The following is a 20076-nucleotide window of genomic DNA, read 5'->3' as shown; positions in this document are numbered from 1 at the left end:
GCGAATGAGCATGAACCCCACCCGCAAGCGCAGGCTCACCATCGTCCTTCTGGTCGTCGCCGCGGCCGTGGTTGCGGTGGGCCTGATCGTGTTCGCCCTGCAGCAAAACATGAATTACCTGTTCACGCCGAGCCAGGTGCAGACGGGACAGGCCGCGCACTACAAGACCTTCCGCCTCGGTGGCATGGTGAGGGCCGGCTCGATCCAGCGCAGCAACGAGTCGTTGAAGGTGACCTTCACCGTGGTCGATGCCAGCGGCTCGATGCCCGTGGAATACACCGGCATCCTGCCGGACCTGTTCCGCGACAACCAATCCGTGATCGCCACCGGCCACATGGACAACGCCCGCTTCATCGCCACCGAAGTGCTGGCCAAGCATGACGAAACCTACATGCCCAAGGAGCTGAAGGACGCCATGGCCAAGGCCCACGAAGGCAAGCAGGTGAACGAAGAAGCCGGACAGGACAAACCGCAATGACTCCCGAACTCGGCCAACTCGCGCTGATCCTCGCCCTGCTGCTGGCGCTTGCGCAGGGCGTGTTGCCCTTGATCGGCGCGTGGAACGGCAGTCGCGCACTGATGTCCGTCGCCCGCCCAGCCGCGGCCGGACAGGCCGTGTTCGTGGCGCTGGCCTTTGGCCTGCTGACCTGGGCGTTCCTGTCGTTCGATTTCTCGGTGCAATACGTGGCCGACAATTCGAATCTCGCGCTGCCCTGGTATTACCGCGTCGCCGCGGTGTGGGGCGCGCACGAAGGTTCGCTGCTGCTGTGGATCTTCATCCTCAATCTGTGGACGCTCGCGCTGGCCACGCTCAGCCGCAACCTGCCCGAGCTGTTCGTGGCACGCGTGCTCGGCGTGCTCGGCCTGGTGGCGGTGGGCTTTCTCGCCTTCATCGTGTTCACCTCCAATCCGTTCGCGCGCCTGTTGCCGATGCCGCCCGACGGCGGCGATCTCAACCCGGTGCTGCAGGATCCGGGCATGACGTTCCATCCGCCCGTGCTGTACATGGGCTACGTCGGCTTCTCAGTGGCGTTCGCGTTCTCCATCGCCGCGCTGCTGGGCGGCGAACTGGAACAGGCCTGGGTGCGCTGGGCGCGTCCGTGGACGAACGTGGCGTGGGGTTTTCTCACCGCCGGCATCGTCGCGGGCAGCTGGTGGGCCTATGCGGAACTCGGCTGGGGCGGCTGGTGGTTCTGGGATCCGGTGGAGAACGCCAGCTTCATGCCGTGGCTGGTGGGCGCGGCGCTCATCCACGCACAGGCCGTGACGGAAAAACGCGGCGGCCTGCGCGCATGGACGATTCTGCTTTCCATTTTCGCCTTCTCGCTGTCGCTGCTGGGCACCTTCCTGGTGCGCTCGGGCGTCCTCACCTCGGTGCATGCGTTCGCATCCGATCCGCGCCGCGGCCTGTTCATTCTCTGCTTCCTGGCGGTGGTGGTCGGCGGCTCGTTGCTGCTGTATGCACTGCGCGCGCCGAAGGTGGCGGGCGGCAAACCGTTCGCCGTGGTGTCGCGTGAAACAGCGATCCTGATCGGCAATCTGATGCTCACCGTCGCCGCGGCCATGGTGCTGCTGGGCACGCTGTTCCCGCTGCTGGGCGATGCGTTGAACCTCGGCAAGATCTCGGTGGGTCCGCCCTACTTCGGTTTCCTGTTCACGCTGCTGATGATTCCCATCGTGGTGCTGCTGCCCTTTGGCCCGTACTTGCGCTGGGGCAAGAGCGACGTACCGGTGCTGAAGAAGGTGATGTGGCGCGCGGGCCTCGCAGCCATCGCCTGCGCCATCGTCGCAGCATTCGTCACCAGCGGCGAAAGCAAGGCCATTGCAGGCACCGCAGCGGCTGTATGGTGTGGCTTCGGCACCCTGCTCTACGTGGTCAAGCGTTGGCGCGAAATGCCCGCCGGCCGCCGTTATCCCGCCGAAATGGCCGGCATGTTGTTGGCGCATTTCGGCGTGGGCGTATTCCTGGCCGGCGTGCTGCTGACCAATGCGCTCAGTGTCGAGCGCGATGTGCGCGTGGCGCCGGGCGAAACGCAGAGCATTGGTGGCTACGACTTCCGCTTCGACGGCGTGCATCACACGCAGGGCCCGAACTGGCAAGGCGATCAAGGCACCGTGACGGTGTTGCGTCATGGCAGCGAAGTGGCGGTGATGCATCCGCAGAAGCGCACCTACCTGCGCGGCCAGGTGCAGACGGAATCGGCCATCGACCCGGGCCTGTTCCGCGATCTCTACGTGGCGCTGGGCGAGCCGATGGATGCGAAGCAGCCGGAAGGCGCGTGGGCGTTGCGCCTGTACGACAAGCCGTTCATCCGCTGGGTCTGGGTGGGCGGCCTCTTCATGATGCTGGGCGGGTTCTTTGCCGCCGCCGATCGCCGCTTCCGCACCAAGCGCGTGGCCGCCACGGAGATGCCGCCGGCGACCGTGCTGCAGGAGTCGCGTGCATGAGCCGCCTGCTGCCGTTTTTCGGTTTCCTTCTGCTGGTGCTGCTGTTCGGTTTCGGTATCTGGTGGAACACGCAGCACGACCAACGTGAAGTGCCCTCGCCGCTGATCAACAAACCGGCGCCTGCGTTCGTACTGCCGAAGCTGGACGACCCCGCGCAAACCGTGAGCCGCGACGCGCTGCTGGGCAAGCCCTACCTCATCAACGTGTTCGCCAGTTGGTGCATTGCCTGCGGCGAGGAACACCCGGTGCTGATGACGCAAGGCAAATCCATCGGCGTGCCGCTGGTCGGTTACAACTACAAGGATGCCACCGACGATGCCAAGGACTGGCTTTCGAAGCACGGCAATCCCTATGACATGGTCATCGTGGATCGCGAAGGCCGCACCGCCATCGACTTCGGCGTGTATGGCGCGCCGGAAAGCTTCCTCGTCGACGGCAAGGGCGTGATCCGCTACAAGCGCATCGGTCCGCTCACGCCGGAAGTCATCGAGAAGGAATTGAAGCCGGCCATCGCTGCCTTGTCGAAGGAAGCGCCATGAGCCCCCGTAGTTCTTCTGTGGGAGCGCACCCTGTGCGCGACAACCCTACGAAGCGGCAAACCTGGGGTCGCGCACAGGGTGCGCTCCTACAAGTGCTGTGCTTGCTGCTGTTCACGAGCCTCGCCTTCGCCCAGGCCATCGACCCGCTGCCCTTCAAAGACCACGCCCAGGAAGTACGCTTCCAAAGCCTCACGCGCGAGCTACGCTGCCTGGTCTGCCAGAACGAAAACCTGGCCGATTCCAACGCCGATCTGGCGCGCGACCTGCGGCACGAAGTGTTCGACCTGATGCAGCAGGGCAAGAGCGACGACGAGATCAAGCAATACCTGGTCGACCGCTATTCCGATTTCGTTTTGTACGACCCGCCGATGAAAGCCAGCACGATGCTGCTTTGGTTCGGGCCGTTTTTGATTCTGCTGGCCGGCGCGGCCGTGGTGGTGGTGACGGTGCGTCGGCGCGGTCGCGCCGCGGCCGCAGTCGCCAACGACAAGCCGACCGATGAAGGGGATGACTGGTGAGGCTGGCTTTTTATCTGATCGCCGCTGCGATGATCGTGGCGGCGTTGCTGCTGGTATTGCTGCCGCTGATTCGCCACGGACGCCAAGAAGGCAAACCCCGCGGCGTGTTCGCACTGGCGATGACCGTGGCGTTCTGCCTGCCGCTGGCAGCCATCGGCCTGTACCTCGCCGTAGGTACGCCGACGGTGCTCGATGGCGTACCCAAGGCCAGCACCGCCATGAACATCGATCAGGCCGTCGATGAGTTGAACGCGCATCTCGTGCAGAAGCCCGACGACCTGCAGGGCTGGATGCTGCTGGGCCAGACCTACAGCGTGATGCATCGCGCCGCCGATGCACGGCATGCGTACGACGAAGCACTGCGTCTCGACCCGAACAATGGCGTGGCCATGGTGGGCTGGGCCGAAGCCGATTCGCTGCTGCGCGAAGACCATCGCATCGAGGGTCGCGCGCAGGAATTGCTCGAACGCGCCGTGAAGCTCGACCCGCAAAGCCAGCGCGGCCTGTGGCTGCTCGGTATCAGCCAGTTCCAGCACGACGACTACGCCAAGGCGGCCGCTACCTGGCGCCAGCTGCAGCCGCAGCTCGATCCCGATTCCAACGTGGCCAAGGCGGTGTCCGAACAGATCGCCGTGGCCGACGCGCGACTCAACGGCACTGGCAAGACCGCGCCCGAAACGCCCGCCGCCCAGGCCACGCAGCCTTCGCTACAGGTGCAGGTGGCGCTCGCGCCCACGCTCGCGGCTAAGCTGGCAGCCGGCGATACGCTGTTCGTCTACGCCCGCGCCGAAAACGGCCCGCCGATGCCGCTGGCCGTGGCCCGGATGGATGCCACCGCCCTGCCCGCCACCGTGACGCTCAACGATGCGATGGGCATGACCCCGCAACTCAAACTATCCTCGGCATCGCGCGTGTTCGTCGGCGCCCGCATCAGCAAGAGCGGCCAGGCCATTGCCCAGCCGGGCGACCTGGAAGGCGATGCCGGCGTGGTCGACGTGAATACGCACATGCCCATCAAGATCAATATCGACAAGGTTCACAGATGATCGAGAGCCTGCATTCATATGCCAAGTGCCTCGCGTTGAGCTTGAGTGGTGCCCAGCGGGCAGCGCGTGGCGCAGCGCCTGCCTGGCTGGCAGGTCAAGCCGCGCGCTGCCCGCTGGGCACCACTCAAGCTCAACCCTTCGGGCCGGGTCTGTTTGCCCACAGGGCCGCGTCATCACTCAGTCGTGTATCGACATACACTCCATCGTTCTTCCTTGCCCTGCGGGCAAACAGCTCCCGGCGCGAGGCACTTGGCATATGAATGCAGGCTCTGGAGACGCCCGCCGGTACTGCCCCCTTCCCTCGCCCTTTGCGATGAAACGGGGCGGCACACTGCGCGAGGCACGTGTGGCCTACGAAACCTGGGGCGAGCTGAGCGCCGCGCGCGACAACGCGGTGCTTATCCTCACCGGCCTTTCGCCCAGCGCACACGCTGCGTCCAACGCGGAAGATCCCGCCGAGGGCTGGTGGGAAGCGATGATCGGTCCGGGCAAGGCCATCGATACCTCGCGCTGGTTCGTCATCTGCGTGAACTCGCTGGGCAGCGACAAGGGCTCGACCTGCGCCGCATCGATCAACCCGGCCACGGGCGAACCCTATCGCCTCGACTTTCCCGAACTGTCACTGGAAGACGTGGCCAACGCCGCGCATGTTGCCGTCAAACATCTCGGCATCGATCAACTCGCCTGCCTGATCGGCTGCTCCATGGGCGGCATGAGCGCGCTGGCATATATGGTGTTGCACCCGGGCAGCGTGCGCGCGCACATCAGCGTGGATACCGCACCGCAGGCGCAGCCGTTCGCCATCGCCATCCGCTCGCTCCAGCGCGAGGCGATCCGGCTCGACCCACACTGGAACCACGGCCAATACGCCGACGATGACTATCCCGTCGATGGCATGAGCATCGCGCGCAAGCTCGGCGTGATCACCTACCGCTCCGCGATGGAATGGAACGGACGCTTTGCTCGCATCCGCCTCGACCCCGAGCAGCGCGACGACAATCCGTTCGGACTCGAATTCGAAGTGGAGTCGTATCTCGAAGGCCACGCACAGCGCTTCGTGCACACCTTCGATCCAAACAGTTATCTGTATCTGTCGCGCGCCAGCGACTGGTTCGACATGGCCGAATACGGCAACGGCAGCGTGCTCGAAGGCCTCAAGCGCATCCAGCTCGCCAAGGCCATGGTGATCGGCGTGAGCACCGACATCCTGTTCCCGCTGGAGCAGCAGGAACAGATCGCCGACGGCCTGCGCGCCGCCGGCGCCGCGGTGGATTTCGTGGCGCTCAATTCGCCGCAGGGACATGATGCATTCCTGGTCGACATCCCGAACTACAGCCGTGCCATCGGCGGCTTTCTCGGCGCTCTCTGAACGGCGAAGGAGGCTCTGAACAGTCCCTAAGGGTGTCACTGGCTCTGTGTGGGTGCAGCTGGGTGTTGCGACGATGAAGGCAGGCTGGTGGCCTGTCGAATCGTTGCGACGCACAGCTGCGGCCACACAGAGCCGGTGACACCCTTAGGGGCTGATTAGAGCCTCCTTAACTGCGCCCTCGGGCGGGCGCTGCTAAGATGGCGCCGTAGTTCGAACCCTCGAGAACGCCATGCTTACCCTGGATTTCCCCGGCTCCCGCAAGCTCATCGACGCCATCGATGCCGCCGTGTCTCAGGACACCACCCGAGCCGTCACGGACAGCCTCCGCAACAGCCTGTGCAGCCTCATCCGCAGCCAGACCGTGACGCTTCCCGAATGCGTCTTCGAAACCGCCGAAGGCCGCTACGCCCGCCGCGAGCTCTACCGCAGCGAGGACCACGGCTACTGCGTGGTCGCCATGACCTGGGGACCCGGCCAGGGCACCCCCATCCATGACCACTGCGGCATGTGGTGCGTGGAAGGCGTATGGAGCGGCGCACTGGAAGTGGTCCAGTACGAGCGCCTCGCCGACGAAGACGGCCACTACTGCTTCCAGCCCGTGGGCTCCATCCAGGCCGGCCCCGGCTCCGCCGGCAGCCTGATCCCGCCCCACGAGTACCACACCATCCGCAACCCCAGCGATGACGCCGTGGCAGTGAGCCTGCACATCTACTCCGGCGCCATGACCCACTGCGCCGTCTTCCAGCCCCTGGGCCACAACCAGTACCAGCGCTCCGACCGCCAACTGGGACTCGACCCGGTCCACTGAACCCGGCATAATGCGTCGCTGCAGTGCCGGTGTGGCGGAATGGTAGACGCGGTGGACTCAAAATCCACTGGCAGCGATGTCGTGTAGGTTCGAGTCCTATCACCGGTACCAGTAGGTAGTCCAAGGAAGTCTGGAAGAGTCCAAGGATCAAAGGAAAACCCGCCTTAGAGCGGGTTTTTTTATGCCCCGATGATCCAGAACCGTGCGATTTGATGTATTGGAATCCGGGGGTACTTGGGGGTATATCTGGGGGTATAGGGGTCATGTACCCCCTTTCTAGAAAACGGGATACCCCCAAATGCGGCCGATCTCTGACCTGCTGCTGCGCAAGGCCAAACCCGGCTACAACCCGAGAACAGAGCAAGCCGTCGATCCGAACAAGCCATACAAGATCGGTATTGCCAACGGTCTCTATTTGCTAGTCAATCCGACCGGCTCCAAGCTCTGGCGTTGGAAATATCGCGTCGCTGGCAAGGAGAAATTGCTGGCGCTCGGCTCCTACCCCACGGTGTCCATGGCAGATGCCCGCCAGCGCTGCGAGGACGCACGTCGGCAGCTGACGCTTGGTCAAGACCCTGGCGATATCCGCAAGTCACAGAAGACCGCAAAGGCCCAGGCTGAGGCGATCGCTGCGGAAACATTCGAACGTGTCGCTCGCGACTGGATGACTTGGCGTGAGTCCAAGGGCGACACGGCAGAGACGACCGCAAGCAAGGATCGCTGGCGTCTGGAGTCCTACCTGTTTCCATACATCGGACAACGCCCCATCACCCAGATCACCGCGCTCGAGCTGCGCGACGTGCTCAAGAAGGCAGAGGATGCCGGCAAGCGCGAAACCGCCAGCCGAGTGAAGATCAATGCTGGCCAGGTGTTTCGCTGGGCCGTTCTCGAAGGACGCACGCATGGCGACATTACCGCCAGCCTGCGTGGCCTATTCACCACGCCGAAGCCGACGCACCGGGCGACCATCACCGACCCAAAGCAGATCGGCGAACTCCTACGTGCGATTGATGGCTTCACCGGGCAATACGTCACCCTGGCCGCCCTCAAGCTCGCCCCACTCGTCTTCGTACGTCCTGGTGAGCTGCGCAAGGCGGCATGGCCAGAGTTTGATCTCGATCAAGCCATGTGGCGCATCCCAGGCGAGCGCATGAAGATGAAGGCCGCGCATCTGGTGCCGTTGTCGACGCAGGCTGTCGATGTGCTGCGCGAGCTGCACAAACTCACTGGACACGGCCACTACGTGTTCCCCGGTGTGCGCACCGCCAGCCGCCCGATGTCCGAGAACACTGTGAATGCCGCCCTCCGCGGGCTTGGCTACACGTCGGAGCAAATGACCGGCCACGGCTTCCGAAGCATGGCGGCAACTCGCCTCAATGAGATGGGCTGGAACGCTGATGCGATCGAGCGCCAGCTCGCGCACGCGGAGTCCAACAAGGTCCGCGAGGCCTATACCCATGCCGCGCAGTATCTCGATGAGCGCGCACGGATGATGCAGGCCTGGGCGAACTATCTGGACAGTTTGAAGGCCGGAGCCACTGTGATCGGCATCAATCGAAAGATTGTCTAACTCTCAAACGCAAGCGAAATCCGGACAAGGAAGCCATGTCAGTCTTCAAGTACCTTTCGGCCGATCGTGTTGATGTGCTGCGAAACGCCACATTACGCGCGACACAAGCGAATGCTCTGAACGATCCCTTCGAGCTACGCCCTTTCATCGAGAATATCGCGACCGGCGATGATCTCGATGGCGCCATGACCAAGGCACAACGATCTGGAGGAATCGCCCAAAAGGTCTATAACGGGCTGCCCCCGGAGAAAAGGAGGCTCTTATCGCTCGACGCCATAAAGTCGATGTTGGAAACCCCTCATATCGCGGCGAAACTCGCGGAAATTCAGGCTCAGGTGCGGCAAGAAATGCTGCAATCACTGCAGGACAATGCGGAGCATTTTCGGCAGGTGATGTACGACAAGCTTGGCTCCTCAGTCGGAATCGTGAGCTTCTCCGAAGTTGCAGACCAGGTCCTGATGTGGGCTCACTATTCGTCGGATCACAAAGGATTCGTCATCGAGTTCGATGACACCCATGCGTTCTTCGATCGCCGACGTGGAACCGACGACGAGTTCTTTCACCTTCGGCAAGTTTTCTACGTGTCGCCAGTACCCGTCTACAAGTCGCTGGGGGAACTCGATGGGAATCGAGTGATGTGTATGAAGAAAGGGGACTGGTCCTACGAGCGCGAACGCCGGCTACTCATCCCAGTGGACCCGCAGAACTTCAGCGGCCCTGGCGAGCCAATACACCTCATCGAATTTCCTCAGGATGCGATCAGGTCAGTGATACTAGGAACGCGTGCATCGGAAGAAACGAAAACGGCGATCCATGCGATTTTGACCACCGATCCACGATACGACCATGTCCGAATCAGGTCGGCATCGATTCATGCCCGTACAGGCGATGTAGTGGTAGCCGACTAAAGCGGATTCCATATGGCCTCGATGCACTGGCCGCCATTCAAAACCCCGGCGGCGACCCAAGGCAGCAAAGGCGTTACGAGGAAAACGCGAAGTCGCATCTGAAGCGCACAAATTTATTGCGTTCTGACAATGGCACTTATCAGAAGTCGATAAACCCTCTGTTTATTTGGCGACGACCCTACCTACTACCCGCCGATCGCCGCTTTGATGGCCATCTCGGCGAGAGCCTTGATCGCGCCGAAGGTGAGATCGATACCCTTGCTCTTGGCATCACTCTTGACCTTGTCCCAGATCGGCTTGGGTCGAATGCTGTCGAGGAACTCGTGTCCCTCCCATGTAAGGCGAAAGGCGATCGCGGCAACCGGACCGGACATAGCCTTGATCACCTTGCCCTCGATCAACCCCGCCTTTTCCAACAGGTCGACATGGTAGATGAACACATGATCATCAACGCCCTCCACAGAGCGCAGGTCACTGCCAGCCCCCTCCAGATTCTCCAGCGCCAGCAGGATCTTCCGCACCACTTCCCAGTCTCGCTTCATGCCACTGCCCTTCCGATGGTTTAGCTGCAGCGTATCCGATGTGAGCCGACGCTGGACCTACCCGACCAATGTGGCCTGACATCACTGTGGAGATGGTGGACTGGGAACTCGGCCATTTTGCCGATAGGCACTTTCGCGGCAGCGTGTACCTTCCTCATTTTCCATGCGGGAGCTGGGTATGCCTGGCCGGTCGACCTATCGTGGCGAAGTTGATTCCAAAGACGCACGCATCAGGGAACTCCGAGAGGAGCTCTATTCCGCGCGCCGCGCGCTCTTCCATCGCCTTGGCGAATCCTTTCAGCAGATCATTGATGAAATGCCCAGGGACGTTACGTACGGCGAGACATACGATTGGTTTGAAGAGGCAATGGGGCAAGTGTTGCATTTGGCCGAATCGCTATCGGCTGACGAGAGAACCGATGAGGACCAAAGCATCGATCGAGCTCGATGTCCTCTGTGTGGCGGCAGCGCCAGCGACTACTACAACCCCAATAACGGGTTTGCTTGTCCTGAGGGTCTCCGGCGTCACCTGCTCGGTGAGAACAACACGAATCAGTGCGAAGTCAGCAAGCAAGTGCTTGCACATGCCAGATACTTGAATGAGCCACCGATCTTAGGCGCATGGCGTCCTAACAAAGGAGGCTAGCGGCCAAAAGCCGACGGCGTGGCGGCCATGTGGATCAGCATCCCCCTCCTAAGGGGACGGCGCTCCGTGGAAGACCAACATACTCTCGGGCTTGTCGGCCACCCAATCGGCCTCTTGGCTAGATCCCCCGCCACGATGACCTCCGCTACCCGTAGCCCATTCCATTGCCACCGCCCGCTCCCAGTAGCTTGCATGGCTGCGCGGACCCATCGACCATGGGGTCATTCATCAGGATGGGGATATCACGCATGGCTGACATGGACGCTCGCGATCGTACGTTTGGAATGGACGGCCCCAACGACCTTCTGAATAAGCTCCGGTGGGAGTATCAAAATGTTGCACGGATGCTGAGCATCCATAGTCGTGACGAGTCGATCGGTTCGGCCTATTTCGCCCTTAACGCTGCGACAACTTGCTGGCATCTCTGCGATTGGGTCATTGCTGACCTTGATGAGAAGAGCAGCTGGCCAATCAAGGTTGCTGGTGCGGTCATAACTAACGGCGCATCGTTTATCGACACCGTCAAGACTGATCCTGCCATGCGCGCCATCTATCAGATCAACAACGCTTGGAAACATCGTTCGCTGCGAAAGGGGACCTACGTTAGCGGCTACAGAGCGGACAACTGGCTTGCGCTTCCGCCCGATGGAATGGACGCGCCCGCTATGCGGTTCCTCGGGATAAACGTACCCGACATTGAGAACTTCGAAGAGTTTTCACCTAATGACATGTCCTCGTGTCAATACATCGGACCGATAGACATTCGGCCCCTCTTGCTTAGGGCCATAGAGTGGTGGGAAACAACTCTCGCGGATCTTGGCTATCTCTGATATCACGTCCACACCATGCTGGTATTCAGGTCGATCCTAGCGACCTATCCCGCGCGGCAATTCTTGCCCTGATCCAGGCATCAATTTCGGACTCCACCCACCACACGGAGTGGGTAACCTCGTCGGGAACCGGGCGCCGGAACGTGCCGGCCTTCACGCGGGCATAGATCGACGACCGACTCAGCCCGGTGCGCTTCTCCACCTCTCGGCGGGCAACAGAGAATCGCCCATAGCGTTTCCTCACCTTCCCGATCGCCGCTGGTTCATCGCCCACTCGTCGACCTCGGACTTCTTCCACGATTTGGTGATCGGGTTCTGCTTCGGGAAGTCGGGACGGCAGGCCACGCGCTCGAGGAAGCCGCGGCGGTTCGGTGCGCCCTTGGGCGTCACCATGCCCAGGAAGACCGCGCACGCATCAGCGCTCAACCAGCGATCGCCGGCGACCAGGGCGGCAACCATCGTGATCGTTTCGGCATCGGCCATTGTGCGGCCACCCTGGCCGCCAGCGTCGTGGCCACATCGATCTTTCTCACTGTCGTTGTTTGCAACCGGAGATTCTGCCTTGATTGCAGCAATCGTTTCGCGCGCGGCGCGCTCCTCAGCCAGATACTCATCCACCGCCACTTTCGCCAACGCGCGCACAAGGCTCTCCATGGCGGTTGACGGCATCTTTAGATCCCGCTTCATCGCACTATCTCCAAGGCCCTTTTCGGTTCGGAAGCTCGAATGGTGGGCGCTACCGCCCCCGAAGCGTATAGGCCGAAAGCTAAAGCCCGCTTGACGGCGCCTTCCGCCAGGCGCATTCTTCCTCCGTCGCCGCCAATTCGGCGACCAGGCGTAGGAACCTGAGAAACCAAAGGCGCAACGGCGCCATCGGCGCTTTTTTTGTGCCCGTTGCACATGCCCTCTTATGGTGGGCGTGCAGGGCAGCTTCGCGCTGGCGGGTCTCCTTTGGTCTCCCGTATTCCTACCCCTGCACGTCCGCCACCCTCCTATGGCGGTGTGGTGGACCCTGGCTTACAGCTCAGAGGGACACCACCATGAAGCCGCAAATCTACCCCCTTGTTTCAACCGTGCTGATGCTCAATCCCGAGTCTTGGAATTGGGCCTCCGTTCCAGCGCCCGCCGAAGAGCCAATCCCATCCATCGAAGAGGTGCGTCATGACTAAGCGTCCCGAGCAAATCGCCGTCGCTCCTGCCACTCTCAGCGAGGTCAACATGGACAACCCTCTGAACGCTCTTATGACTAGAAGATCCTTCACGCGAGAGGAGATCGCTTGGATCCGCGAAGTCGTGATTATCGGCCTTCAGAGCTTTGGAGAGCTTGAAAAGGTGTTTGGCGCAAAGGGCATGATTGAGTCTGCTGGAGGAGAGTGGCCTGGATACCTTGACGTACGCCATCCCACAGGCGATACCGAGGTCGTCACCAGGTTTGCGGATGTCTTGCGTATCTTGAACGACTGAAAGTTTACCGCCGCGCCTAGGACGGCCATCCAAAAACCGGGCACCTTCCCCGGCTGGCGCGGCACCTCTCGAAGGGCGCTTGAAGGAGCGCGCATGCTTGACACTCATGAATTTCCGCGAAGCGACAGGACACCTGTCGATTACGCCAATCAGATATTGAGCTCCATCTCTGAATCTCTCATCGACCTTGGGAAGTTCAAATCCGAAGACGAGTTCATCAAGGACTTGATGAATCCCGTCATCAAAAACTTCGTCGAGCATGGCTTTGGCGGCGAGGAAATCTATCGGACTATCGTCGAAACTGGGATCGAGGAGCTTAAGGGACAGATCGTGAAGGTTCTCGCCGCCAAGGGTGAGATGCCTCCGGACTGCCCCATAGAGGTGGACAACCGAGGGTTTTGGGGAACCATCGCAGTTGCCTATTGCATCCAGGTCTTCCATGCACACGAACACGGGGATGTCACGGCTGCCTGGACCTATGCCATGGACGCACGTTTTGCTGCCGACTCGCTTCTAAGCCTGCGTATGGACAAAGCTGCGGTCAGATTTTCAAAAGAACGCACCAGCAAGATTGCAGCCTATACACGTCTCGCTAAAGACCCTGTACAGGCGGCCAAAAAAGAGGCCTTTAAGCTCTGGTCAGAGTGGCAGAGCGGGGAAACTCTCCATAAATCCGCAGCTGCCTTTCAGCGCTTCGTCCTTGAAAAGTTTCCAGTGATCACTTCGACGAAGACCGTCGAGCGGTGGTGCGTCCAATGGTCCAAGAAACGATCGCAGGACAGGGATTCAACGCGCTAAGTCCCCAACGTGCTAGCTGAGGGGGTGACTGGGTAGGAGCGATGTAAACAATACATAGCCATGTTCAACGACGGCCAACGGTGGCCGAAGGAAAGCGACATGGCATTGCAGCTCCCGGAGACCGGCTATTTGCGGCTTCCACAGATCGTCGGTAAAGCCGCCACCAATAACGGACCGGCTATCCCTGCCCTCATTCCCGTCAGTAAATCGACTTGGTGGGCTGGCGTACGCGCCGGCCGCTATCCCAAGCCTATAAAGCTTGGCGAGCGCATCACCGCCTGGAAAGTCGAGGACATCCGCGCACTGATCGAACAGGTGGCGGCATGAGGACCTCCCAGAAACGCCAACGCCCGGCGGCAACCGGGCGTCAGGGCAAAGCAAACAACATTCCGTGCCGCGATCTTAGCACCGCCAACGCACAGCGCCAGCAGATCCTGTCTTGCCTTCGCCGCGGCTCCATCGACACCCTGGCCGCTCGCCGTGAACTCGGGGTGCTCATGCCTGCCACCCGGGTCAAGGAGCTCCGCGAGGCCGGCCACAACATCGTGACGCGCTTGGTCGACCTCCCCGACGATCAGGGGCGTACGCATCGCCGCATCGCCATGTACACGTTGATCGCAGGGAGTGCGAAGTGAGCCGTCGCCCTGACACCGCAACACCGCTAGCAATCTTCCTCCTCGCCGTGCTCCTCATCCTCTGCATGGGGGCGACACGATGAACAAGCGGAAAGAAAACCAGGCGTCCGAACGCACCATTCTCGCTGCATGCAGCTCTGTTCGAGTCTTGGCCAGTTGGATCGAACGATACGGACTGGACAACGAGTCGTTCGTCGATGAACTCGAACTTGCCCTGCTCGCTCTGCAGCGCTCGATCCTGGAGCGTCGTATCAAGGGGGCAAGGTAATGGGCATTCCCATCGAAAATGCCGAACGGCGCTCAACAAAGTCGCGTTACCGCAAAGTCGAGGTGAAGACCTGCGGCGATAAAAAGTTTCGTCGCCTTTCACGCCTTCAACCTTCCGGCCAAGCTCTTTGGCTGTTCCTGATCGCAGGCCCCATGACTGGACCGATCCCTGGCTTGTTCCGGGCGGGCCGTGCGGCGATGGCCGAAGAACTGGACTGGGATGTCGAAGCCTTTGATAAAGCCTTCGAGGAAGTCTTACGGGAAGGCATGGTGAAGGCCGACTTTAAGTCACGCGTCATCTGGATCCCCAACGCCATCAAACACAACCAACCCGAGTCCCCCAACGTCGTCGTTAATTGGGGCAACGAGTTCGAATTGATCCCCGAATGTGACCTCAAAAAGCAGGCCTTCGAGACCCTTAAAGCCAGTGTCCATGCGGTCGGAAAGGCTTTCGGTGAGGCTTTCGATAGGTCTTTCGGAAAGGCTTCGTTTAAGCCTTCTCCGAAGGCTATGCCTAATCAGGAACAGGAACAGGAACAGGAACAAGATAAAGAAGAGTACGAGAAGGTGGAGAGCAACCTTCTCGGAGTTGCATCTTCGGAACAACCCAAGTCAGACCCTTGCCAGATCGTTCTGGATGCCTACCACCGCCTACTTCCCAAGTGCGAACGCGTATCCGTGATCAACCCAAAACGCCGTAAGCGGATGCTCGAGGCCATCAAGCTGGCGAAGAAGGTCTGCATGGAGCAAGGCTGGAAGTACGTCGTTGGCGAGTTCTGGGAGGACTACTTCGCTGAGTGCGCGAAGGATCCCTGGATGCGAGGCGAAACGCCAAATCCGAATAACCCGCGCTGGAAACAGAACCTCGAAGTCCTGCTCGCCGAAGACCGCATGGCTGGCGTTCTGGATCGCGCGATAGCCAGGGAGCGGGGGTACGCAAGGGAGACCACCGCGAGCCCGCCAGCGCCCCACCCGGGGACTCCTGACTGGCTCATTGGTGTGCAGTGAGCCCACCTGCTGCCTTACCGACAACGTCACCCCACAAATTGCCCAAAGGACCAACGCAGTGGCAAACAAGACCATCATTCCGATCGAGATCGACGACTCGTCCTTTAAGGCGTTCTACGAGCTCTTCCAGCAGTTCCAGGAGCATCTCGGCGAAATACCCGAGGAGTGGAAACAGATCAACAATCTGGCCAGCAGTAGCCACGATGCTCTCGCCGGCGCCGCGGGCGCCATCCTGGAATCCATGATCCAGACGAAGGAGCACGCGCGGCAGCTTGCCCTGAACATGAAGAGCGCCAGCGAAGCCCAGAAGCAGTTTCGTCTCACTACCTTCGAGGGCGAGATCGGCCTGAAGAAAATGACCACTGAGGCGAAGGATCTAGCCCACACGCTTTTCGGGATCGGGAAATTCTTCTTCCAGCTCAATGGCGGCGCCCTTCTCGGAACAGTCGGCGGCCTCTTCGGCATGGACAAGCTGGCAGCCAGGGCCATCGCAAATCAGCGCACTGCCCGCGGCCTTGGCATGACCACCGGCGAATATCGCGCCTTCGGCACGGACTTGGGGCGCTATGTCGACGATGGGATGCTCGAGAACATCGCCAATGCCAAGAACGATCTGACAAAGCAGGTCTACTTGCAGCGCGCATCAGGCCTCTCGCCGGCTCAGACCGACCATATGAACCCGGGCGCCCTCGCCGGCCAGCTGGCGCTCAAAGCGCACGACTGGTGGGCATCTACGCCGGACAGTCAGCACAACACGCAATTCCTGGCGACCACCGGCTTCGGTCAGCTGGGCATGACCATGGATGACATTCGCCGTAGCGGTATCGCGGACCGCAGCGAACTCCTTCGTGGCATGAACCAGTTCGCCCAAGATAGTCGCCAGCTCAACATCAGCGATCGCAACACGGACGCGATGTACGCCTTCTATCGAGACTTGGAACTCGCCGGACAAAAGCTCGAAACGGTCTTCACGAATCGCCTCGCCGAGCTCGGGCCTACCCTGGGTGGCTTGATCACAACGCTAGGCAAGGACGCCGAGATTCTGGTCAATGACGTCTTCAGCAAAGAGAACATCCAAGCCCTCGAAAGCGGGATCGACAACCTGACGAATTTCCTGGGGAGCCAGGAGTTTCGCGATGACGTCAAGGCGTTCGCCGACGGCATAGGCGCAATTGCCAAGGCCATCAGCGATGCAAAAAGCCTCTTCAGTCCGGGCGGCGCAAGCGGCAGTAAGAGCGGTCCCGCCAATGACGACGGCACACCTGTCGCTCCCGGCACGACCTATTGGGACAATCCCGACAACTACAAAGACAGCCTGTCCAACAAGCTGTTGCACCCGGGCGACTACCTCACGGGCAAGAAGGGCGAATGGCTCTACATGTTCCCTGGCTACTCGAACATAGCCCCGGGTATGTCGCACCACGTCAACAACCCAGGCAACCTGCGCGCCGCGCCAGGAACAAAGACAGCCGATGGCTTCGCCCAGTTCGATAACGTCAACGATGGCTTTGCCGCGATGGCCGCATTGCTTGGTGGCCCCAAATACAACAAGCACATCCTGAGCGACATCATCGGGACCTATGCGCCGCGAAAGGACCACAACGACACGGACACGTACATCAAGAACGTGGCCGGATGGACGGGGTTTAAGCCGAACCAGATGATCGACACGAGCGATCCGGAAACCACCAAGAGGCTGATCGCCGCCATAGTGCGGCAAGAGAACAGCATTCGAGTCTCGCCAAACACTGTCGGCGACGACATCGCTGCATCCAATTGGAATGGCGGCGGACAACTCAGCCCGGACGCGCGACAACTCTTGAATGCGATCACCAAAGGCCAGAACAAGCCCGTCAACGTCAACGTGACAGTCAGTAATCGCACTGGAACCGACGTGGCCGCGTCCGCCAACGCCGGGGGTGTCCAGTGACCAGGTACTACGACATCACCTTGACCCCGCCTGGTGCGACCCAGCCTCTACGGCAATGGACGTCGCACCCAAGCGGCAACTTCGACCCCGGCGCGCTTGATGTGGAGTTCGACATGCCGATCGCTGGCTACGACACGCCTACGGGTGCTGTGGCCATCACCATTCACGGCATCGGGCGGGAAGACATCAGCCAGGCATATCAGTTCGCTGGCATGGAAGTTGTCGTAAATGGCGGGATGAAGAAGGGCCTTCCCCTGACCAATCCGTTCCAGTCAGGAACCCTACTCCGTGGACAGGTGTTCCAGGCCTTCGGTAATTGGGAAGGCACGGACATGCGCCTGGATCTCATCGTGTACCCATCGCGACACACGATTGACGATCCCGGCAACTTCATCCTCTTCTGGAATGCTGGGCAAACGCTCGCCGAAGCATTGAAAGGCACCCTTTCTACCGTGTATCGAGGCATACCTATCACCACCAATATCGGCGACAACCTGGTGCTCGACTACCCAGAAGCTCACTACTGCGCCACGCTCGAGGAGCTGTCGGCGTTAGTGAGCGATATCAGTCGGGACGTTTTCAGACAAGAGGTCAAGGTCACTATTCAAGCCGGCAAGATCGTCATCTACGACACCAGCTACAAGCCGAATCCCATCCAGATTGATTTCACCGATCTCGTTGGACAACCGACGTGGCTTCAGCAGGGAGTGATGCAAATGAAAACGGTCATGCGTGCCGACCTTCAAGTCGGTTCCATCATCCGCATGCCCGCTGTGCAACTCCAGGGCAAAAGCACGATCTTCCCGAATGCACCTGGCTTCACGACCACCTACGCCTCGACCGGACTGTCGGCAAACGGAGGTGGCCTCTCGTCCACCGACAAGAACAGCCTGACATTCGCCAACAACTTCCAAGTCACCGAACTGCGCCATCTCGGCTGCTTCCGTTCTCCATCCGGCGAGGATTGGGTCACGGTCTTCAACTGCGCGCAGGCGGCCTGAGCATGTCCAAGAACTACACCAAGCTATGGCTGCAGAGGACGCTCAACGAAAACGCGATCGGCCGAGCCCAACAGGCCATCCGAAGCACTGGACGCGCTCTCCCCTGCCGCGTGGTCGCAGTGCAAGGCGCACTCGTTACCGTGAACTTCGAGGTCGACACCAACCCTTGGACCATTCCGCAGCTCACCATCCCGAAAGCAGAAAGCCCATGGATCCGGATGCCGACCCAGGTGGGCGATTTCGGCATCACGATGCCCGGCGACACGTACCTCGGCGGCGTCTCGGGAATCGGCGGTGGCGTCGCGTCGCTCACGCAGCGCGGCAACCTCTCCTCTCTGGTCTTCGTCCCCATAAGCAACAAAAACTCACCACCGATCGACCAGAACGCCGCACAGGTTCAAGGTCCGAATGGCGCGATCATCCGGAACACTCAGGGCACTGAAACGCGCGAGACGATCAACCAGGACGGCTACAACCTGACCCGCGGCTCGAACTCGTTTGTCTTAGACGATTCCGGGATCACCCTGACCTTCGGCGGCAAAGTCGTGAAGCTGGACGGCAGCGGCTTGACCATCGACGGCATCCTGTTCGACATGCATACCCACACCTACAGCCCCGGCACCAACTCGCCCACCGAGACAGGGTGGCCGCAGTCGTGAGTGGACGCCAGCGATAGCCGCGCGCTAGCAGTGGTCTGTCACCTAGACGAGGCCTTCCCATCAGCAGCCTCAACCGGCGAACAATGGCCAGATACCCAAATGTAAGGGGGCGGGGGTAATTTCGAAACCAGTACGCGCGCGCGCGCGAGGGAACTCTCAACTTACGGATGTCTTACCAGGGCACGATCACCGGCACATCCCTCCCAAACCCCATATCGCCGCGGGGACAATTACTGAACTCATTATCCAAGGGGTTTACGGGACACACAAAGTCGCTCAGCCACTGACACCGGGAGTTTTGTCAGTCCCTAAAAGGGAAAGAACTGCGCCACCCCGAGTTTTGCGAGTCCCTGCAGAGTAGCGGGCGCAAGGGAATCCACTACGATACGGGCCACTATTCGACCTAGTGCGCAACCATGTCCGACATTTTGGCGAACGTACCCGACTTAGACAGGCAATTCGAACGGCTCTGGCGGCACTATTCCTTTATCAGCCTGTTTGGTAACACCCTGCCACTGGACGGCCTCGCACATGACTACCGGCACATCTTGACCTACGTGGCCACTAAGTCAGCTAGGCACTACAGGGCGGCGCGCGAAATTGTATTGAGCGCTCATGGCCTCATGCCGGGCAACCCTGGAGAGCAAGCCAACCTCCTCATACTCGAGTTCCCCTTCGAGTTTGAAGACTGCGTCAATTCGATGTCCCGCTCAGTCGATATGATCAAAGGATTGGTACGCCAAAATGCTCTACCAAAGTCCGCCGACGAGAAATTCGCCACGGGCACTACCTATGGAAAGTTTCGGGAGATCCGAAATTTCATCGAGCATCCTATAGCGAGGCTGTCGAGCAACCGTAAAGCTGGGCAACCGCTCCGCCTCCTCCCCGCTGAAGATTGTTCTTACATAGCTCTAGCCAACAACAAGGTGACGTTTGCGGATACCGCCGAGGTTCTCCACACGATTTTCGACTTGCTCACCTCGATTGTCCCGTCGTTCAAGGTGGAAGAAGGTCGACCCGACGTTCCCCAGGGTCCGCTTCACCTGGCCATGACGGTTGACGTAAAAATCATAGATCGAGAAGGTTGACG

At 60.4% G+C, this 20076-nt stretch carries 24 protein-coding genes and 1 tRNA gene; 22 read left to right on the top strand and 3 right to left on the bottom strand.

Going from position 1 to position 20076, the window contains the following annotated elements; translation table 11 throughout:
• Positions 1–10: 10 nt before the first annotated feature.
• The 10 genes from ccmE to ACN9MB_RS07460 all read left to right on the top strand — a co-directional run bounded on the left by ccmE (position 11) and on the right by ACN9MB_RS07460 (position 9206).
• Positions 11–478, top strand: a complete 468-nt coding sequence (gene ccmE / locus ACN9MB_RS07505) for a cytochrome c maturation protein CcmE (RefSeq protein WP_204634487.1) — start codon at positions 11–13, stop codon at positions 476–478.
• Positions 475–2448, top strand: a complete 1974-nt coding sequence (locus ACN9MB_RS07500; RefSeq protein WP_426271356.1) for a heme lyase CcmF/NrfE family subunit — start codon at positions 475–477, stop codon at positions 2446–2448. Before ccmE ends, ACN9MB_RS07500 begins: the two co-directional genes overlap by 4 nt.
• Positions 2445–2987, top strand: coding sequence for a DsbE family thiol:disulfide interchange protein (locus ACN9MB_RS07495; protein WP_204634485.1), 543 nt, complete (start codon positions 2445–2447; stop codon positions 2985–2987). Before ACN9MB_RS07500 ends, ACN9MB_RS07495 begins: the two co-directional genes overlap by 4 nt.
• Positions 2984–3505, top strand: coding sequence for a cytochrome c-type biogenesis protein (locus tag ACN9MB_RS07490; RefSeq protein ID WP_338030954.1), 522 nt, complete (start codon positions 2984–2986; stop codon positions 3503–3505). Before ACN9MB_RS07495 ends, ACN9MB_RS07490 begins: the two co-directional genes overlap by 4 nt.
• Positions 3502–4551, top strand: a complete 1050-nt coding sequence (locus tag ACN9MB_RS07485; protein WP_426271354.1) for a tetratricopeptide repeat protein — start codon at positions 3502–3504, stop codon at positions 4549–4551. Before ACN9MB_RS07490 ends, ACN9MB_RS07485 begins: the two co-directional genes overlap by 4 nt.
• A gap of 256 nt (positions 4552–4807) precedes the next feature.
• The gene (gene metX, locus ACN9MB_RS07480; protein WP_426271352.1) at positions 4808–5920 is read left to right on the top strand and encodes a homoserine O-acetyltransferase MetX; all 1113 of its coding nucleotides are present in this window, start codon (positions 4808–4810) and stop codon (positions 5918–5920) included.
• Between the two features lie 229 nt (positions 5921–6149).
• Positions 6150–6728: a cysteine dioxygenase gene (locus ACN9MB_RS07475; protein ID WP_426271351.1), complete on the top strand. Its 579-nt coding sequence runs from the start codon at positions 6150–6152 to the stop codon at positions 6726–6728.
• A gap of 25 nt (positions 6729–6753) precedes the next feature.
• Positions 6754–6839 (top strand) — tRNA-Leu (locus ACN9MB_RS07470).
• A gap of 187 nt (positions 6840–7026) precedes the next feature.
• Positions 7027–8298 (top strand): tyrosine-type recombinase/integrase, encoded by a 1272-nt coding sequence (locus tag ACN9MB_RS07465; protein WP_426271350.1) that lies wholly within the window; start codon positions 7027–7029, stop codon positions 8296–8298.
• Between the two features lie 35 nt (positions 8299–8333).
• Positions 8334–9206: a DUF2971 domain-containing protein gene (locus ACN9MB_RS07460; protein ID WP_426271349.1), complete on the top strand. Its 873-nt coding sequence runs from the start codon at positions 8334–8336 to the stop codon at positions 9204–9206.
• Positions 9207–9391: 185 nt separating this feature from the next.
• Here the strand turns inward: ACN9MB_RS07460 and ACN9MB_RS07455 are convergent, their stop codons facing one another.
• On the bottom strand, positions 9392–9748 hold the full coding sequence (locus ACN9MB_RS07455) for a DUF2513 domain-containing protein (RefSeq protein ID WP_426271347.1): 357 nt from the start codon (positions 9746–9748) through the stop codon (positions 9392–9394).
• A gap of 178 nt (positions 9749–9926) precedes the next feature.
• On the opposite strand from ACN9MB_RS07455, the gene ACN9MB_RS07450 reads away from it, so the two are divergent.
• On the top strand, positions 9927–10394 hold the full coding sequence (locus ACN9MB_RS07450) for a hypothetical protein (RefSeq protein ID WP_426271345.1): 468 nt from the start codon (positions 9927–9929) through the stop codon (positions 10392–10394).
• A gap of 248 nt (positions 10395–10642) precedes the next feature.
• A complete protein-coding gene (locus ACN9MB_RS07445; RefSeq protein ID WP_426271343.1) occupies positions 10643–11224 on the top strand; it encodes a hypothetical protein in 582 nt (193 codons plus the stop codon).
• 25 nt (positions 11225–11249) lie between these two features.
• On the opposite strand, the gene ACN9MB_RS07440 is transcribed toward ACN9MB_RS07445, so the two are convergent.
• Positions 11250–11381 (bottom strand): hypothetical protein, encoded by a 132-nt coding sequence (locus tag ACN9MB_RS07440; RefSeq protein WP_426271900.1) that lies wholly within the window; start codon positions 11379–11381, stop codon positions 11250–11252.
• 83 nt (positions 11382–11464) lie between these two features.
• Positions 11465–11911, bottom strand: a complete 447-nt coding sequence (locus tag ACN9MB_RS07435; protein WP_426271341.1) for a hypothetical protein — start codon at positions 11909–11911, stop codon at positions 11465–11467.
• Between the two features lie 474 nt (positions 11912–12385).
• On the opposite strand from ACN9MB_RS07435, the gene ACN9MB_RS07430 reads away from it, so the two are divergent.
• The 10 genes from ACN9MB_RS07430 to ACN9MB_RS07385 all read left to right on the top strand — a co-directional run bounded on the left by ACN9MB_RS07430 (position 12386) and on the right by ACN9MB_RS07385 (position 20074).
• On the top strand, positions 12386–12688 hold the full coding sequence (locus ACN9MB_RS07430; RefSeq protein ID WP_426271339.1) for a hypothetical protein: 303 nt from the start codon (positions 12386–12388) through the stop codon (positions 12686–12688).
• Between the two features lie 93 nt (positions 12689–12781).
• Positions 12782–13486, top strand: coding sequence for a hypothetical protein (locus ACN9MB_RS07425; protein ID WP_426271337.1), 705 nt, complete (start codon positions 12782–12784; stop codon positions 13484–13486).
• 99 nt (positions 13487–13585) lie between these two features.
• Positions 13586–13813, top strand: a complete 228-nt coding sequence (locus ACN9MB_RS07420) for a helix-turn-helix transcriptional regulator (RefSeq protein WP_426271335.1) — start codon at positions 13586–13588, stop codon at positions 13811–13813.
• Positions 13810–14121, top strand: a complete 312-nt coding sequence (locus ACN9MB_RS07415) for a helix-turn-helix domain-containing protein (protein WP_426271333.1) — start codon at positions 13810–13812, stop codon at positions 14119–14121. Before ACN9MB_RS07420 ends, ACN9MB_RS07415 begins: the two co-directional genes overlap by 4 nt.
• Before the next feature lie 79 nt (positions 14122–14200).
• Positions 14201–14389, top strand: a complete 189-nt coding sequence (locus tag ACN9MB_RS07410; RefSeq protein ID WP_426271331.1) for a hypothetical protein — start codon at positions 14201–14203, stop codon at positions 14387–14389.
• The gene (locus ACN9MB_RS07405) at positions 14389–15396 is read left to right on the top strand and encodes a hypothetical protein (protein ID WP_426271330.1); all 1008 of its coding nucleotides are present in this window, start codon (positions 14389–14391) and stop codon (positions 15394–15396) included. Before ACN9MB_RS07410 ends, ACN9MB_RS07405 begins: the two co-directional genes overlap by 1 nt.
• Before the next feature lie 58 nt (positions 15397–15454).
• Positions 15455–17326, top strand: coding sequence for a hypothetical protein (locus ACN9MB_RS07400; RefSeq protein WP_426271328.1), 1872 nt, complete (start codon positions 15455–15457; stop codon positions 17324–17326).
• Entirely contained in the window at positions 17323–18327 is a 1005-nt protein-coding gene (locus ACN9MB_RS07395) for a hypothetical protein (RefSeq protein ID WP_426271326.1), read from the top strand. Before ACN9MB_RS07400 ends, ACN9MB_RS07395 begins: the two co-directional genes overlap by 4 nt.
• A gap of 2 nt (positions 18328–18329) precedes the next feature.
• A complete protein-coding gene (locus tag ACN9MB_RS07390) occupies positions 18330–18986 on the top strand; it encodes a hypothetical protein (RefSeq protein WP_426271324.1) in 657 nt (218 codons plus the stop codon).
• Between the two features lie 416 nt (positions 18987–19402).
• The gene (locus ACN9MB_RS07385) at positions 19403–20074 is read left to right on the top strand and encodes a hypothetical protein (RefSeq protein WP_426271322.1); all 672 of its coding nucleotides are present in this window, start codon (positions 19403–19405) and stop codon (positions 20072–20074) included.
• Positions 20075–20076 lie beyond the last annotated feature (2 nt).

This window comes from Dyella kyungheensis (assembly GCF_049913195.1).
Lineage (GTDB): Bacteria > Pseudomonadota > Gammaproteobacteria > Xanthomonadales > Rhodanobacteraceae > Dyella > Dyella kyungheensis.
This window is presented reverse-complemented; position numbering and strand designations above follow the sequence as displayed.

Bases quoted from the DNA above. Each gene is read 5' to 3' on its own strand.
- ccmE (WP_204634487.1), top strand. From the start codon at position 11: ATGAACCCCACCCGCAAGCGCAGGCTCACCATCGTCCTTCTGGTCGTC.
- ACN9MB_RS07500 (WP_426271356.1), top strand. From the start codon at position 475: ATGACTCCCGAACTCGGCCAACTCGCGCTGATCCTCGCCCTGCTGCTG.
- ACN9MB_RS07495 (WP_204634485.1), top strand. From the start codon at position 2,445: ATGAGCCGCCTGCTGCCGTTTTTCGGTTTCCTTCTGCTGGTGCTGCTG.
- ACN9MB_RS07490 (WP_338030954.1), top strand. From the start codon at position 2,984: ATGAGCCCCCGTAGTTCTTCTGTGGGAGCGCACCCTGTGCGCGACAAC.
- metX (WP_426271352.1), top strand. From the start codon at position 4,808: ATGAATGCAGGCTCTGGAGACGCCCGCCGGTACTGCCCCCTTCCCTCG.
- ACN9MB_RS07475 (WP_426271351.1), top strand. From the start codon at position 6,150: ATGCTTACCCTGGATTTCCCCGGCTCCCGCAAGCTCATCGACGCCATC.
- ACN9MB_RS07465 (WP_426271350.1), top strand. From the start codon at position 7,027: ATGCGGCCGATCTCTGACCTGCTGCTGCGCAAGGCCAAACCCGGCTAC.
- ACN9MB_RS07460 (WP_426271349.1), top strand. From the start codon at position 8,334: ATGTCAGTCTTCAAGTACCTTTCGGCCGATCGTGTTGATGTGCTGCGA.
- ACN9MB_RS07455 (WP_426271347.1), bottom strand. From the start codon at position 9,748: ATGAAGCGAGACTGGGAAGTGGTGCGGAAGATCCTGCTGGCGCTGGAG.
- ACN9MB_RS07450 (WP_426271345.1), top strand. From the start codon at position 9,927: ATGCCTGGCCGGTCGACCTATCGTGGCGAAGTTGATTCCAAAGACGCA.
- ACN9MB_RS07445 (WP_426271343.1), top strand. From the start codon at position 10,643: ATGGCTGACATGGACGCTCGCGATCGTACGTTTGGAATGGACGGCCCC.
- ACN9MB_RS07435 (WP_426271341.1), bottom strand. From the start codon at position 11,911: ATGAAGCGGGATCTAAAGATGCCGTCAACCGCCATGGAGAGCCTTGTG.
- ACN9MB_RS07430 (WP_426271339.1), top strand. From the start codon at position 12,386: ATGACTAAGCGTCCCGAGCAAATCGCCGTCGCTCCTGCCACTCTCAGC.
- ACN9MB_RS07425 (WP_426271337.1), top strand. From the start codon at position 12,782: ATGCTTGACACTCATGAATTTCCGCGAAGCGACAGGACACCTGTCGAT.
- ACN9MB_RS07420 (WP_426271335.1), top strand. From the start codon at position 13,586: ATGGCATTGCAGCTCCCGGAGACCGGCTATTTGCGGCTTCCACAGATC.
- ACN9MB_RS07415 (WP_426271333.1), top strand. From the start codon at position 13,810: ATGAGGACCTCCCAGAAACGCCAACGCCCGGCGGCAACCGGGCGTCAG.
- ACN9MB_RS07410 (WP_426271331.1), top strand. From the start codon at position 14,201: ATGAACAAGCGGAAAGAAAACCAGGCGTCCGAACGCACCATTCTCGCT.
- ACN9MB_RS07405 (WP_426271330.1), top strand. From the start codon at position 14,389: ATGGGCATTCCCATCGAAAATGCCGAACGGCGCTCAACAAAGTCGCGT.
- ACN9MB_RS07390 (WP_426271324.1), top strand. From the start codon at position 18,330: ATGTCCAAGAACTACACCAAGCTATGGCTGCAGAGGACGCTCAACGAA.
- ACN9MB_RS07385 (WP_426271322.1), top strand. From the start codon at position 19,403: ATGTCCGACATTTTGGCGAACGTACCCGACTTAGACAGGCAATTCGAA.